This is a genomic window from Leptospira ainlahdjerensis, from assembly GCF_016919175.1.
GTDB lineage: Bacteria > Spirochaetota > Leptospiria > Leptospirales > Leptospiraceae > Leptospira > Leptospira ainlahdjerensis.
Window position 1 is genome coordinate 228,422 of record NZ_JAFFPU010000044.1, and the last position, 15,707, is coordinate 244,128.

Genomic DNA, 15,707 nt, shown 5'->3' on the forward strand with positions numbered 1-15,707 from the left:
AGACCTTCCGGCGTTGGAAAGGATAAGATGGTTTTATTCAAATCGATTTTTATCTTTACGATCCTCATTCTTTCCGAAACGGAACTCAAGCTGATTAGCGAACAGATTGATACAAACTCGACGAAGTCGGAAGGAAAGTTGGAATACACCTTTGAAAATACGAAGGAGGGCGCTCAATTTCTTTCTCAAAAAATGAAGGAGCTCCGAGGAAGCTTTCCTTCGGACGAATGTATCGTCAATCTTTCCCGAAGCGACGAAGGTCATTACGATAAGTGGGTCCGAGATACTCCGAAACATTTCGGAGACATCGGGAATCTAAATCATCTGCAACTCGCCGATCTTTGTAAAAAGGCCCACAGAAAGGAATGATTTTGAAAATTTAAAATCGTTCTTGGTTTTAAAAGAAACAGACTTTGGTTTTGAATTGATTTTCCTGAGGAAAAAAAAGAAACGATAAATCCAAGGTAATCCATTGCTCGGCATTTCCGTAATCCTCTATCTTCTCACAACCATTCTGATCGGAGCGATCGCTTCCCGTTTTGTAAGCGATTCCAAGGACTATGTTCTCGCCGGAAGAAGGCTTCCTCTTTTTCTGGCCTCCTCCGCCTTGTTCGCGACCTGGTTCGGTTCGGAGACCTTGCTCGGCGCATCCTCCCGTTTTGTGGAGGAGGGCATTTTAGGCGTGATCGAAGATCCTTTCGGCGCCGCCCTTTGTCTTTTTTTGGTCGGTCTTTTTTTTGCGCGTCCTCTTTATCGAATGAATATTCTTACTTTCGGAGATTTTTATAAGAATCGTTTTGGGAGAAGGGCCGAAGTCGTTTCGAGCGTTTTTATGATACCGTCCTATTTCGGTTGGATCGCGGCTCAATTTGTCGCGTTAGGAATCATCCTTCATTCTTTGACGGATCTTCCGGTTTCGACGGGAATTTTTTTAGGAGCCGGGGTCGTTTTGGTTTACACGACGATCGGAGGAATGTGGGCGATTTCCCTCACAGACTTTTTACAGACGATTCTAATCGTATTAGGACTTGCTTATCTAGTTTGGGACTTAAGCGTGAAGGCGGGAGGAATCGGCGTCGTTTTAGAATCCACAAAACCCGGATTTTTTAGTTTTGTTCCCGAGATGAATCCGAAAAGTATTTTGGTCTATATCGCAGCTTGGATGACAATCGGGCTTGGTTCGATTCCACAGCAGGATATTTTTCAAAGGGTAATGGCCTCTAAATCGGAAAAAGTTGCGGTTTATTCTTCTCTTTTGGCTTCTTTTTTTTATCTGAGTGTCGCCTTACTTCCGTTGCTTGCCGTTCTTTGTGCGAGAAAGGTTTATCCGGAAATCGCGGCCGGCGACGCGCAGATGATTCTTCCAAAGACGGTTTTGACACACACCGGTCTGTTTACTCAGATCCTTTTTTTTGGGGCGCTTTTGTCTGCAGTGATGAGCACCGCGAGCGGTGCCATTTTGGCTCCGGCTTCCGTTTTAGGAGAAAACGTGATTCGTCCATTCTTAAAAAATCCTTCCGAAAAACATCTTTTGAGAATATTAAGAATTTCTGTTGGAGTGATCACTCTCGTCTCTTTGTCGATGGCGATCACAAAAAGTAATATCTACGAATTGGTTTCCCAGGCTTCGGCTCTGAGTTTGGTTTCTCTTTTTGTTCCTCTGGTCGCCGGGCTTTTTTGGAAACGTTCCACGGGAACGGGGGCCGTGTCTTCCATGATCTGTGGATTTGTCGTTTGGCTATTTTGGAATTTAGGTTCTTTCGAAATCCCCGCTTCGATTCCGGGGCTTCTCGCGAGCTGGATCGCTCTTCACGCGGGGGACTTTTTGGAAAAAAGAGGATACGGTTTTTCGGAACAGGGATAAGGAAAGAATCGAAGAGGATGATTTTTTAGTAGGAGCTTCTACAAAAGAACAAGGACTTCTACTAAAAAAAGGTTATTAAGAATCAACAAGACCCCAATGGGAATTTTAGTATGAGCTCCTACATTGACGACTTTTTACTTGCGACGGGATCCGTAGAGAGCGTTGCGCTGACGCGATCCACCTTCACCCAATCCGGACATAACCTTACCCACAAGTTGAGAGTAAACTGAAACACAAATCTTCCCGTTCTGTTAGAGTTCCTACACGGGACTTTTTACTTGCAAAAAGTATGATTTTCTGATAGAGGAAAGATCGACCGAGGTTTTCCCGCCACCTCTCCCCTCCACCCAAGATCAGGGCGGGGCGCGCGACTTTTACGGAAAGATTGTCGGAACAACGGGGGAATCTCGATTGCGAATCGATTCCAGAAAGAAACCGGAATCTATTTCCTTTTCACGTTCCAGAATTTAGAAGCTCTTTCAAAAAACTACAATCGGAAAAGGAAGAAAAAAATTCCCCAATAATTTCTTTTCCCGTAAGGATCGCCCGTCAAACTATGGTCAAATGAATTTTCGGAGAATTCGATGCCGCCCGTTTTAGACGATTCCATTGCGTTTGAGAGAAAACAAGAATCCCAGACAAAACTGGGAGAAGCCTTTCAAGGACTCTGGATGGAAAATGAAATCAGTTTTGCCATCGCAGGAGGAGGATGTAAGGCGTTTTACGGATTGGGTTTTGGGCATGAGATGAAATCTTGGGGATTAAAATTCCGAGAAGTATCCGGAGTTTCCGCGGGAGCCGCTATGGTTCTCTGTTTGATCTGCGACGGTGAAGAAGAATGTGTCGCTTTCTTCGAAAACATCGTAAGAAAAAATCCTCAGAACTTCTATCTGAGCCGTCTTTTCAAAGGAGAACGTGCGTTTCCTCATGAAGAGATGTATCGAAAGACGATTCGTTTTGGAATGGACTTTGAAAAGATCATGAAATCGGGGACAAAAGTTTTCATCCATACGTTACGCGCCATCCCTAAAAACGATTCTTTGAAGAATAAGTTTCGTCTGGCGAGACTGATCGCCGAAACTGCAAAGGCGTTTTTAGAGGATGAGAGGGACCGTGCTCGAGGTCTTCACACCGAAAGAATGCAGAGAGTTCTCAGAAACTGGAATATGAAAGAGGTTTTGTTTACCGAAAAAGATTTCGACGATCCTCAGAGTGTGGAGCAAATCATTCTCAATTCTTCTTCCGTTCCTCCCGTGGTCTCCGTTCAGAGTCATGGAAAAGAATACTACTTCGACGGGGGATTGACGAACAATCTTCTCTTGGAAGCCTTTCCTCCTGACAGCAAGACGATAGGAATCTACTACGAACCCACGACGATCGTAGGGAAGGATCCAAAGCTTCTCGAGAGATGTTTTTTACAAACCCCTTCCGAGCCATTGCCGATTACTTCCTTTGATTATACCGACCCTGTCGGGGTAAGAGGCGCCTACGAACTCGGAAAACAAGACGCCCGACTTCAGAAGGAAAGAATTTTCGAATATCTAAAAAGAGACTGGGCCAGAGCGGTGTCTTCTCTCAAATCCAGGACAAATTCCTAATTCTGAATCCAAAAAGATCAAACAAAGACGAAAGAAAAACTTTTCCTTTTCGTCTTTGAATCCTTTTTTTTAGATTCGAATTTTTCCCTAAACCCGGAAGAAAATTTTTAGAAGCTCCTACAAGAATCTTTTCGTTTCTCCGGCTTTCTTTTTTTGAAGTGATCGACCATTCGATGAAAGTCGGAGGAGTTCCCACAGATTTTCATCATACCTTACCCAAAAGTCGAGAGGGAGATACAACGAGAAGTGTCCCGAGACAAGGGTTTTGTAGGAGTTCCTACATCGGAATTTGTAATTGTAAATAGTTTGATTTTCTGATAGAGGAAAGTATCCGGAGTTTTTCCCGCCGCCACTCCCCTCCACCCAAAATCAGGGCGGGGCCCGCGACTTTCACAGTGGAGCGTCGTAACTACGACAGTTTTTTCCTTAAGATCCTCTCGCCTTTGTGGGGCAAGGCATGGCTTTCCATATCGGGGCAAAGACCGAAAAGGAAAAGAATGATCCCTTCTTCCATTCTAAGAATAGAATCCGAGAGAAGAATCGAATTCCTTTTCAGGAGTTTAACTTTTTCCGGAGAATCATCCCATCCAAAGAAGAGAACGGAATTTTCGCGTTAGTCGGCATTGTAAACGTGTCAGAAATAAAGGTGCATTCTTAAAAAAAAGAGTTCTTGATCTTAAAATGCCATCAAGACGAGCCTAAATATCACAAAAGGAAGGAGTTATGAAAAAAGAAATTCAAAGCCCAGAAAATGTGTCAGAAACTCCTTGACCGTATACTACAAGGTTTTATTTTTTTCAAACATTTGTGACCCAAGGGGCGAAGCTGTACACTTCCCAAGATTCATTTTTTACTATACATATATTTAGCACTTTTTTACTCTTCCCCTATGCGTTTCTTTTTGGAAAAGAAGGGAAGATTTCTTTTAGTTCGTTTTTCATACGATTCGGAGGCCTATGAGTTCGTGAGGAGGATTCCAAAGGCCAAATGGGATCCGGTAAGGAAGAATTGGGTGCTTCCTTTCTCCGAAGCCAACTTAGACGTATTCCTTAAGTTAGATTCTTCGAAGGTGGTTCTCAAGGGAGAGTTGGAACTCCGAGGTTGGATCAAGACTTTGAGGTTGAAGAATTCTTCCCGGAGAACAATTCAAGCTTACTACTCGAACGTTCTCTCGCTTTTAAAATGGTCGGGGAAGAATCCGAGGGAGATTGAAAAAAAGGATGTCCTCACGTTTTTAGAAGTTTCCTTTCTGGAGAAGAAATTAAGCGCGACGAGTGTTTCTTTGAGAATCCAGGCTTTGAATTCTTACTTTGGATTTTATCTGGGGAAGCCCTGGTTTAAGAATCTTCCAAGGCCCAAGAGAGAACAGAAACTCCCGAATATCCTCTCTCCTGGAGAAGTTTCTAATATTCTAAAGGCTCTTCCGAATCCGAAACACAGGCTTCTTCTCTCTTTTTGTTACGCAAGCGGCTTGCGCGTGAGCGAATTGGTCAAGCTAAAACCGGAAGACATCGACGAAACGAGGAAGAGCCTTAAGATAAGAGAAGGTAAAGGGAAGAAGGACCGTTTTACGATGCTCTCTCAGGCCTGCGCTTCTCTCTGGAAAGAGTTTCGAGAAGCAAACCCTTATGAAGAGTGGGTTTTTCCCGGTCAGGATCCTTCGAAGCCCATTCACATTCGGACTGCGGAGAAAATCTTTGAGATGGCAAGGGAGAAGGCGGGGATCAAAAAGCCTGTGAGCATCCACGGCCTACGTCACGCTTTCGCTACTCATCTTCTGGAAGCAGGAACCAACATCAAACACATCCAATTTTTGTTGGGACACAAAAGTGTAAGGACCACGGAGATCTACACTCAGGTCAGTCAAGTTCGCCTCACCGAAGTTGCCAGCCCTCTCGACCTCCTAAACCTCAAAAAGAATTAGGCGTTTATACGCCCTTCGGTTATCTCTCCTTTTTCGGCGTTTACACGAAAGACGCCAGTGCAATTCTTATATCACACTCAGACAGTTTGAGTTATACGCCATGCTAAATTTGAATCTTATTAATAAAGGAAAATAACATGTCTCGAGCGAAATTTCCTGGATTGCAGGATAAATTTGAAAACTGTTTAAAAGAACAATACAAGGAAAAAAGATTTTTTAATTTTAATGATATAATTAAGGCAATCAAACCTATATATTCAAAATTTGAGATTACTTCAGAACAATTTAAAGATTTAGACTTAAATCTATCAAATTATGTACAACGTGCTCAAGCTAATAACATCATAGTTGGCCTCGGGAGAAAGCAAGGATATAAATTAGCCGACGATGATAAACTTGATTCAAATATAGTTGCTATTTCAAATAAGACCGACTTAAAATCCTTAGATACATCTTCGTCTCATCCAATTTCAAAAGAAGCATTCTTACATTTTCCCGCTACTCTATTAATATCCCAGTATTTCATTAGTCGAGTGTTTTCATTGCCCACAAAGACAGCAAACAGCAAATGGGCAAATCCTGATATGTTTATGATCAGGAGAAATAGAAAATTTGAATATGATGAGGATATTGATTTAGATGTACTAAAATATGTTGATTCCTCTCCTGAATTGATTATTTCCTCGATTGAACTAAAGTATGGATTAACACATCGCGCTAGTATTCTCAATGCTCTTTCTGAAACCGCAATTAATGGCAGTTGGGCGAATGAAAACTGGTTAGTTTATTACGAAGAAACTGATAATCCAGTAACCTTCGATGAAGATTGTCTTGATTTTGCAAAGGCGAATCGCATTGGAATAATAAAAATTAGCCAGACCGATCAACCAGATAAGGCGTTCATACTTGAACTAATTTTAAACTCAAAGACGAGTAATATAATCCAGTTAAATTCTGAGTTTGGAGAAACCAAAAAAGTTTTACTTTCCAATATTTTAGAATCGATTAAAGAGTTTAAAAACAACGGTCCATATATGGATCAAGATGGTGATTATTCAAAACTTGCTTTTGTTCTTTTACAAGCGATACGAAACTTGCTTCAGCAAAGGGACTTCCCTGAAACATTTGAAGAGTTAATTTCAAAATTTGATAAGATAGAAATATTAGTTAAAAATAAATCTTATATTTATAGCTTGTTCCCTTTTATGATCGGGAGCGACAAAATAGAAAAATCCGATAAAATTAAAAATATTATTGGGAATAATAAAATATTCTCATATAATGATTTAGAAAATTTAACCGCTTTTATTAAAAAAATTGAATCATAGCACGGCGTATAACTTCGGCTTCTCACTGCGCTTCGAGATTGCTTCGCAACTCTCGCTTGGCCTTTGGCACATTTGCTTTTTAATTCGGTTTGCAAGACGTTCGCTAAGGCTCACTCAAACCGAATTAAAATCCCTTCGCGCGCAGGCGCTCCGGGAACGCAAACGTCGAGAAGCCTCTTTCGTTAGCCGCCATTTGCCCGGGGGATGACGGAAAAAGGCGCGGGGACGAAGCGGGGCAAGGGGAAATTCCGGATTTGTTCTTCTCTACTAGACTAACTTGATTCTAATCCAGAAATTAAGAAAGTAGTGTTATGGTTTTTCTGTATTGGTCTTTCCTTCCAGGAGAAACTTTAAAGTTCAAAAGTTACTATTTCTGTACTCAATGTTTCTTGAGCCCCCAGCAGTCCCCGCGATGCAGTTTGCTATTGATTGGGCAAACAGCGGCTAACTAACGCTTGCCGCTTCGTTCGTCACTCACGGTTTCCGTTCGGACTCACTACGGCCTTCGACACATCGCTTCGCGAACTTGCTTAAATAGTAATAGAAAGGATCTTCAGAAATAGAAGTTCGCGACCCTTTCGCGCGCAGGCGCTCCGGGACGCGACGTCGTCAAGCTTCTGTCGTTATGCGAAATTGGTATAAATTATATGGAAATAAATAAGCATAACCTTTCGCGGAATATTAGTCCAAAGTTAAAAAAGAAAATCAGAGAAAAAGCAGGATTTGCCTGCGTCTCTTGTGGAAGTTCTTTATACCAATATGAACACGTCGATCCTGAATTTGCAGATGCAAAGCTTCACGACCCGGATTGTATTACTTTGCTCTGCGGGAGTTGTCATGATAAGGTGACAAGGAAAGTTTGGTCAAAGGAAAAAATTAAAGAGGATATGAAAAAACCTTATTCTAAAATTCATAAATATGCGTTCGGAGAATTTGACTTTTATAAAAACTTGAATCTTGAACTTGGAAACACCGCATTTGTAAATTGTGAAAGTGTTTTAAGGATTAATAACGAAAGTATAATTTCTATTAAAGCAAATAATTCGGGAGATAAATCTCCACCCTTCTTGCTTAGTGCAAAATTATGGAATAGTGAAAAGAAAAAAGTAATAGAGATAGAAAATAATGAATGGAAGGCGTTCACAGATGTTTGGGATATAGAATTTAAAAGAAAAGAGAAGGAAACCTTTATGGAAATTAAAAGTTCTGAAAACAATCTAGATTTAAAAATTATATTCTTTCCTCCAAATGGTATTAAAATTGATTACTTGGAAATGAGCTATCTTTCATATGCGATTAAAATATCCGGAAATGAATTGTTTATTAAGGATTCTAAAAATATAAGATCTCTTAAATTTCACGATAATCGATTTTCAAATTTACGAAGCGCAATCGAAATAAATAACGATAATATCCAGATTGGTCTCGCATAAGCAAAACCAACTTCGCATAACTTCGACTTCTCGCTCCGTTCGCCACTCGCGGTTTCCGCTCGGACTCACTACGGGCTTCGCCACATTGCTTTGTCACTTCGGTTCGCGAGCCGGCGCTAAGGCGCCTCGAACCTCGTGCCAACCGCGTCGCGCACAAGCGCTTGCGGACGCAACATCGAGAAGCCTCTTTCGTTAGGCGCAATAGTATAAAATTATTTTGGAAATCAATAGATGAACGATTCTTTTTCCTGGACTTGCCCCTATTGCCGACGTGATGCTACTATTACACATCCACAGTATTCTTCCGAGTTTCATTTTTTCGAGCATAATAGTAAGTATAAAAAACAGTGCTTGATGACTCTGATAATTGTTTGTCCCAATATTAATTGTCGTGAAACTTCAATAGAGGTTCAGTTATTCAATGCCAAACTAGGCCCTCCGCGCTATGAGAATGAGATCGTTGGAGAACCTTTACTTTCTTGGCATCTAAAACCTGAATCAAACTTTATAGTTCTTCCAAATTACATTCCTGAAGCTGTGCGGCAAGATTACGAAGAAGCATCCAGGATTTTATCATTAAGTCCTAAGGCTTCAGCGACTCTCTCTCGACGATGTTTGCAAGGAATGGTACGCGATTTCTGGAGTATAACAAAGTCACGCTTAGTAGATGAAATCAATGAGCTTCAAGGAAGAATTGATCCACTAATATGGGATGCGATTGATGGCCTCCGAAAACTAGGCAATATCGGTGCACATATGGAAAAAGATATCAATGTAATTGTGGAAGTTGATCCGAACGAAGCTGCTTTACTTATTAGTCTATTGGAAACGCTCTTTAAAGAGTGGTATATAAATCGACACAATCGTAAAGAGCAGTTACAAGCGATTATTACTGCTGCAAGCACCAAAAAAACTTAGATAAGCATACTACTGCGCCTAACTTCGGCTTCTCGCGGCGCTTCGAGATTGCTACGCAACTCTCGCTTGGCCTTCGGCACATTCGCTTTGTAACTCGGTTCGCGAGCCGCGACTAAGGTCGCTCGAACCTCGTTCCAATTCTTTCGCGCGTTTAGCGCGCTCCAGAACCGCGAACGTCGAGAAGCCTCTTTCGTTAGACGGCATTCGATTTCTTAAAAATAGGGCATAGAAGCAAATGGAAGAAAATAGTAATTCACTTATAAACAAAATTAAAACGATCTTCATTCGAACATTAGAATGGGCCTTTAGTTTATTTGGATTTATCATGGCGCTCGCCGGTTTTCTGTCGAATGAAAATACAATAGGCATATTAATAATATCTATAGGATCACTTTATCTCTTCCCGCTCACTAATTTATTTCTCCTTGTGAAATTTCCTAATTTAGCATCATGGAAACTTAGATTAGTAACGTTTTTCATATTATTTATTGCTGGACTTATGGTAGTTTCTATTAATAAAAAGAACGAAATTGCGACTAATCAGACTGAAAAAGAGTCTTCAGGAAAATTAGTTACCGATGACCGGAAAATAAGTGAAGCTCAACTTAAAACTGAAAAAAACTATTCAAATGAGGAAATTATTGCTCTTGCAAAATCATATATAAATAATAAAGAATATGAAGGTTGTATTAAATTAATACAGATTCACCAGAAAAGTCACAAATTAATTAGTGAGATTCGCAATCTTGAGAAAAAGTGTGAAAATCTAAATGCAGAAAAATTGGAAAAGGAAAGGAATGAAGAAAATCCAGCTGGCGTAATTCTGTTTCTATTATTCACCCCGGGAATAGTAATTCTAATCTATGGTTTCTCAGCAAAATGTCCAAGCTGTAAGAAATGGTTTTCAAGAAAATTAGATAAGAAAGAATATCTTTATTCAAATTGGCGCCACACTCGAAAAGATGGATTGCCGGATTTACGCTATAAAAGTAATCCAGAAACTAAAATTTACAAAAGATACTTTCATTGTAAGAGATGTGAACACCAATGGGATGATATAATTCGAAGGTAGAATAATCGAACGCCGTCTAACTTCGGCTTCTCGCTGCGCTTCGAGATTGCTATCGCAACTCTCGCTTGGCCTTCGGCACATTTGCTTTGTCGCTCGGCTTGTGATCGTTCGCTAAGGCTCACTCAAGCCTCGCACCAATTCTTCCGCGCGTTTAGCGCGCTCCAGAAACGCAAACGTCGAGAAGCCTCTTTCGTTATGCGACATGACAATGGGTTAAATAGTTAATGAAAGAACTATCAGAATTATTTAAAGATAAAATTTGGAAAAGAATTCTAAATAATGATTCATTTCGACTTTATTTTGTCGGAGGATCCTTATTATTTTTTTGTTTCTTGCTATTTTCAATTTATTCAATTAGAAAAAATTCATTTTCGGAATATGAAACTAAACGATACGGAATTATTACTACCAAATCTGGTGCGATAATTAGAAAAGAACCGAATACAAAATCTGATAGAGTTGATATTATTAGACATAAAGGGCTTTTCTATGTTATAGGTGAAACTTACGATTATCGTAAGGTTGAAAATCTTGGAACTAATAAATGGTACAAAGTTAAAACTTACGGTGATGTAGAAGGCTGGATTTTTGGAAATCTACTCGAACTTGTTTCAGAAGATAAAGCTCTGAAAAGAAGACATCAAGATCAGGCTAATTTTGAAAGTTTATTAGTTAGATTGATAATCAATGAAGCAGGTAATCGAATAGAAACTTCCGGTTTATTTCCTTACGATAAGATTGCTGATATTAGGATTACTTCTCCAATCCAACCAATAACAGACTTTTCTTACAACGTCTATGTTGAAGCCTTAATGATTGGAACGATTATCGGTGTAGATAAGCAAAAAGTGTCAGTCAGAGTTAATCTTGATATGTACATTGATTATAATTACTTAAGTTCGTCGGAAGTTAAGGTGCGTGGAGTAGATATACTCGGATATGAAAAAGTAGAAGGCTTGAATCCAAGCGATGTCGTCAATTTACTTTCACAAATACTGTAATTGTCACGTCGCATAACTTCGACTTCTCGCTCCGTTCGCGACTCACGGTTCCCGCTCGCGCTCACTACGGCCTCCGGCACATTGCTTTGTCACTTCGGTTCGCGAGCCGCGTCTAAGGACGCTCGAACCTCGTGCCAACCGCATCGCGCACAAGCGCTTGCGGACGCAACGTCGAGAAGTCTCTTTCGTTAGACGCCATCGGACAAAACTGTTGAAATTATGAATTGCTATGCTAACAGCCTAAAAAATTGTTCAAATATTCAGTCCAAGGAACATATAATATCGAAGAATATTTTCGAAGAAAAGGTTTTTGTTCAGGGATTCTCTTGGTGCTTAAATGAGGCAAAGGAAATTAGCGTTTCCAAGGCCGTTGCAAAATTATTATGCACAAAGCATAATAATTCTTTATCAGATTATGATACGGAAGCGGGAAAATTCTTTCGATTTATGAATGAGTTTTCGGAGCATGATAGTCAAATGAAGGCTCGTAATTACAGGTTTGTAGAAAATAAAAAATATAACGTAAATGGCCTTAAGCTAGAAAGATGGTTTGTTAAAACATTTTTGAACATAATATTTGCAAATAAGAAAGAATACAGAGATAAAATAAATTTAACTTATTTATTGGATGTCCTGTATAACGAGAAGAATTTTGAAGAGCCTTTCGGTTTGAATATCATGGTTAGAGTAGGTGATAAAATTAAATCTAAAGATTCAATTTTTCATACGCCTGTTTTCGATTCGACAAGGAAAGAAATTGTCGGGGCTCTTTTTGAATTTAGAGGAGTTAAATTCTTACTTAAAATTCCGCCAAAGACTGTGAATAGTGATGGTCCGGTGATACTTTTAGATGAAGACTTAAAGGATTGGGATGGATTAGCTGGTTTATGGCATCAAAATCGAGTTCAAATGGCTATTCCAAATTCGAAAAAAATTTTTCAAATTATTGAATTCTTTTGGTAAAATCGACGGCGTCTAACTTCGACTTCTCGCGCCGTTCGTCACTCGCGGTCCCGCTCGGACTCACTACGGGCTAAAGCCACATTGCTTTGTCACTTCGGTTTGCGGGACGGCGCTAAGGCGCCTCAAACCTCGTGCCAACCGCGTCGCGCACAAGCGCTTGCGGACGCAACGTCGAGAAGCCTCTTTCGTTAGCCGCCATTTGCCCGGGGGATGACGGAAAAAGGCGCGGGGACGAAGCGGGGCAGGGGAAATTCCGGATTTGTTCTTCTCTACTATACTCACTTGATTCTAATCCAGAAATTAAGAAAGAAGTGTTATTGCTTTTCTGTGTTGGTCTTTCCTTCCAGGAAAAACTTTAAAGTTCAAAAGTTACTATTTCTGTAATCAATGTTTCTTGAGCCCCCAGCAGTCCCCGCGATGCAATTTGATCTTGATTGGGCAAACAGCGGCTAACTAAAGCTTGCCGCTTCGTTCGCCACTCACGGAATCCGTTCGGGACTCACTCCGGTCTTCGACACATCGCTTCGCGAACTTGGTTAAATAGTAAAAGAAGAGATTTTCAGAAGTAGAAGTTCGCGACCCTATCGCGCACAAGCGCTCCGGGACGCGACGTCGGCAAGCTTCTGTCGTTATGCGACATCGCGAAAATTCTTTCATTAAGAAAGGGGATTTCAGATAGAAAGTTGAGATAATATGGTTTGAAATGATTAGCTCCGTTGAAATTATTAGACAACCTCAATCAGGTGAATATAAAGAAAGGATCTACGATAACGATTCAGCTTGGAACTCCGCAGATTGGTCGTGGATAAAATTTACGAATGATAACTATGATGAATGGTGTGGCCACTTCCGAGGGGCGTCTTATGGAGCTGAAATTTCCATTTCAAGAAATGAAATTGTTGTCTTAACTTCTGATTACTTGTATTTACTAGATAGGACTAATGGTAACGTTATTGAAACAATGGAATCTCCGCAGTTCAGAAATATAACTGTTTCCCCGCGGGGAGATTTTATTTTTGCAGATTATTATCACATTCAAAGATTAGAGAATAAATTAACGTCAATGAAGTATATTAATAGCCCCGTTGAAATGGATTCAATCATATTTAAAGAATGGGATAATGATAATTTACTTATTTATTGCGAAGAGTTTACAAATTGGACCCGGAAATTAGAATTGCAGCTCAATTGTAATACGTGGGAAATTAAAATTCTTAACTCTGTAAATGATCCAGGCTAATTAGTGAGATTGTCGAAAAAAAATTTGGCCTGCGTGAAATATTTGATAAACTTCGCGACGATCGCATAACTGCGGCTTCTCGCGGCGCTTCGAGATTGCTATCGCAACTCTCGCTTGGCCTTCGGCACATTTGCTTTGTCGCTCGGCTTGTGATCGTTCGCTAAGGCTCACTCAAGCCTCGCGCCAATTCTTCCGCGCGTTTAGCGCGCTCCAGAAACGCAAACGTCGAGAAGCCTCTTTCGTTATGCGCCATAGCGCCTGCAAAATTCTTGGAGATAATCCATTCAAATGAAACATATAGACTCGAACCTTCTTAATACAATTCTTTCCGGCGACATTAAAGATTATTACGAATCATCAGTTTTCCAGCCTAATCGAGACTCTTTCCAGAAACATGTCTCTGACTCTCTTGATTTTCCCAGTTGGGATAAGCAAGCTGTACTCGGTTTGGATATATACAGGTACAGCAAGATGGAAGAGCTTTCCCAGACGCTCGTTCCGATCATCTTCGATCTCATCTATCAAGAAGCAAGTCGTCATGTCCTTTTAATCGAACCGATCATTTTTCAGAACTATGATGAAGAACGTTTTTCGATAAATTTCATCTCAACTGGTGACGGAGGATTCCAAATCTTTGATAATCCGCTTCAAGCCGTGATTTTCGCGATGGCATTTCAGAATCTTTTGCATCTTTTTAATACGTTCCACTTCTATCCCAATTTACGATCTATTTTCGAACCACTCACTTTACGATATTGTTTAACCTTTGATCATATTTATCAATATCGCGAAAATTTCTATGGTAGGGCGATCATCACAAATGCACGAATCATGTCCCTTGATGTTCTTAATCGATTTCTTCTTGACGAAAGCGCAATGCTTTGGTTTGCCACAACCTTTAACGGTATTGAAAGCATTCGAATAACACGCTTACCGGACGTAGCTCGCCGTTTGAATTTATCGATAGGTGAGAATCCTCAGAGCCTTTACTTTTCAACAGAGAGAACTCCATTTTCTTTTAACGATACATTGAGGATTCCAATGATTATCTCGCAAAAAATCGGTATTCATTCTCCTAAAGGGGATGTCGTGAATGTTCACAACCTTTACCTTCAGTATTTAGCTCATTTTTCAGATGAGACGGATCAAAGTAAGAACGCAGCATTTGTCATGACCATTGGCAATACGAATCCTCCTTGAAATTCATCGGCACTACGGCGCATAACTTCGTCTTCTCGCTCCGTTCGTCACTCACGGTTCCCGCTCGGACTCACTCCGGGCTTCGCCACATTCGCTTTACCGTTCGGCTTGTGATCGCTCGCTAAGGCTCGCTCAAGCCTCCGTCAATCCCTGCGCGCACAGGCGCTCCGGGAACGCGAACGTCGAGAAGTCTCTTTCGTTAGGCGCCATAGCATGCTAAAAAATTCAGTGGATGTAAACAATGAATGCTAAAACTTTTAATTCTGGAAATCACGCCAATAAACAATGAGATTAGAAATAAGTTATAGGAATCTAATGATTTACAAAGTAAAATAATCATTGGGACCAAAAAATGTTTTCTTAACAATCAAGGTAAAATGAAAAAAGATAAAAAAGAGAAATATCGATTAGCCGAGTATGACCAAGTTATTAAGCAAATTATCCATTGGGATAGCCACTTCTGGGCTAAAAATCAATTCTTTCTAGCAGTTGAAACAGCCTTTCTTTTAGGCGCCATAAAAGGGATATTTGATATCTTAAATCAAAAGCAAGAAATCGATTTAATAATTTTTCTTAGTGGAATGTGCGTCATCTTGCTAAATTTATATTTATGTTATGTTTGGCGATTGACGAGTATTCGGAATAGATTTTATTTAACTGCTCGAATCGAGCGTGCAAAAACTTTGGAAGAAGCCATAGGATCATTCAAAACCTTCTCCGATGGAAAATATAAATCTATTAAAAAAAGAAGTGTTTCCAGTTTCGAAAATTTTATACCGAATAGTTTCGGTATTGTTTGGGTAGTAATTTTTATAATTTTATTATATATCACGTTTAAGTCTTGCTCATCAGTGATATTTCACTGCTTTATACTTTAGATGTATTTGTCCACGCAAGCTACACGGCCTTCGGCCTGGCGCCTAACTTCGGCTTCTCGCTCCGTTCGCGACTCACGGTTCCCGCTCGCGCTCACTCCGGGCTAAAGCCACATTGCTTTGTCACTTCGGTTCGCGGGACGGCGCTAAGGCGCCTCGAACCTCGTGCCAACCGCGTCGCGCACAAGCGCTTGCGGACGCAACGTCGAGAAGCCTCTTTCGTTAGCCGAACATGCCCCGCAAATTCTACGCAAAAATACCAAATTAGCGATTGACGAATGATAGTGTATA

13 protein-coding genes are annotated in these 15,707 nt (G+C 40.5%); all 13 read left to right on the top strand.

Features of this window, described 5'->3' with window-relative positions; translation table 11 throughout:
• The first annotated feature begins 27 nt into the window (after positions 1-27).
• The 13 genes from JWG45_RS13510 to JWG45_RS13570 all read left to right on the top strand — a co-directional run bounded on the left by JWG45_RS13510 (position 28) and on the right by JWG45_RS13570 (position 15,419).
• On the top strand, positions 28-369 hold the full coding sequence (locus JWG45_RS13510) for a hypothetical protein (RefSeq protein ID WP_205280202.1): 342 nt from the start codon (positions 28-30) through the stop codon (positions 367-369).
• A 103-nt stretch (positions 370-472) separates the two neighbouring features.
• Entirely contained in the window at positions 473-1,864 is a 1,392-nt protein-coding gene (locus JWG45_RS13515; RefSeq protein WP_205280203.1) for a sodium:solute symporter family protein, read from the top strand.
• A gap of 584 nt (positions 1,865-2,448) precedes the next feature.
• A complete protein-coding gene (locus JWG45_RS13520) occupies positions 2,449-3,462 on the top strand; it encodes a patatin-like phospholipase family protein (protein WP_205280204.1) in 1,014 nt (337 codons plus the stop codon).
• A 1,012-nt stretch (positions 3,463-4,474) separates the two neighbouring features.
• Entirely contained in the window at positions 4,475-5,386 is a 912-nt protein-coding gene (locus JWG45_RS13525; RefSeq protein WP_332476572.1) for a tyrosine-type recombinase/integrase, read from the top strand.
• 137 nt (positions 5,387-5,523) lie between these two features.
• On the top strand, positions 5,524-6,714 hold the full coding sequence (locus tag JWG45_RS13530) for a hypothetical protein (RefSeq protein ID WP_205280206.1): 1,191 nt from the start codon (positions 5,524-5,526) through the stop codon (positions 6,712-6,714).
• A gap of 647 nt (positions 6,715-7,361) precedes the next feature.
• Positions 7,362-8,147, top strand: coding sequence for an HNH endonuclease (locus JWG45_RS13535; RefSeq protein WP_205280207.1), 786 nt, complete (start codon positions 7,362-7,364; stop codon positions 8,145-8,147).
• 231 nt (positions 8,148-8,378) lie between these two features.
• On the top strand, positions 8,379-9,065 hold the full coding sequence (locus JWG45_RS13540; RefSeq protein ID WP_205280208.1) for a DUF4145 domain-containing protein: 687 nt from the start codon (positions 8,379-8,381) through the stop codon (positions 9,063-9,065).
• 235 nt (positions 9,066-9,300) lie between these two features.
• Positions 9,301-10,137 (top strand): hypothetical protein, encoded by an 837-nt coding sequence (locus JWG45_RS13545; protein ID WP_205280209.1) that lies wholly within the window; start codon positions 9,301-9,303, stop codon positions 10,135-10,137.
• Between the two features lie 224 nt (positions 10,138-10,361).
• On the top strand, positions 10,362-11,138 hold the full coding sequence (locus JWG45_RS13550; protein WP_205280210.1) for an SH3 domain-containing protein: 777 nt from the start codon (positions 10,362-10,364) through the stop codon (positions 11,136-11,138).
• Positions 11,139-11,357: 219 nt separating this feature from the next.
• Positions 11,358-12,101, top strand: a complete 744-nt coding sequence (locus JWG45_RS13555; protein WP_205280211.1) for a hypothetical protein — start codon at positions 11,358-11,360, stop codon at positions 12,099-12,101.
• 703 nt (positions 12,102-12,804) lie between these two features.
• Entirely contained in the window at positions 12,805-13,341 is a 537-nt protein-coding gene (locus tag JWG45_RS13560) for a hypothetical protein (protein WP_205280212.1), read from the top strand.
• A 288-nt stretch (positions 13,342-13,629) separates the two neighbouring features.
• Positions 13,630-14,541, top strand: coding sequence for a hypothetical protein (locus JWG45_RS13565; protein ID WP_205280213.1), 912 nt, complete (start codon positions 13,630-13,632; stop codon positions 14,539-14,541).
• Between the two features lie 377 nt (positions 14,542-14,918).
• The gene (locus JWG45_RS13570; RefSeq protein ID WP_205280214.1) at positions 14,919-15,419 is read left to right on the top strand and encodes a RipA family octameric membrane protein; all 501 of its coding nucleotides are present in this window, start codon (positions 14,919-14,921) and stop codon (positions 15,417-15,419) included.
• Positions 15,420-15,707: the final 288 nt, after the last annotated feature.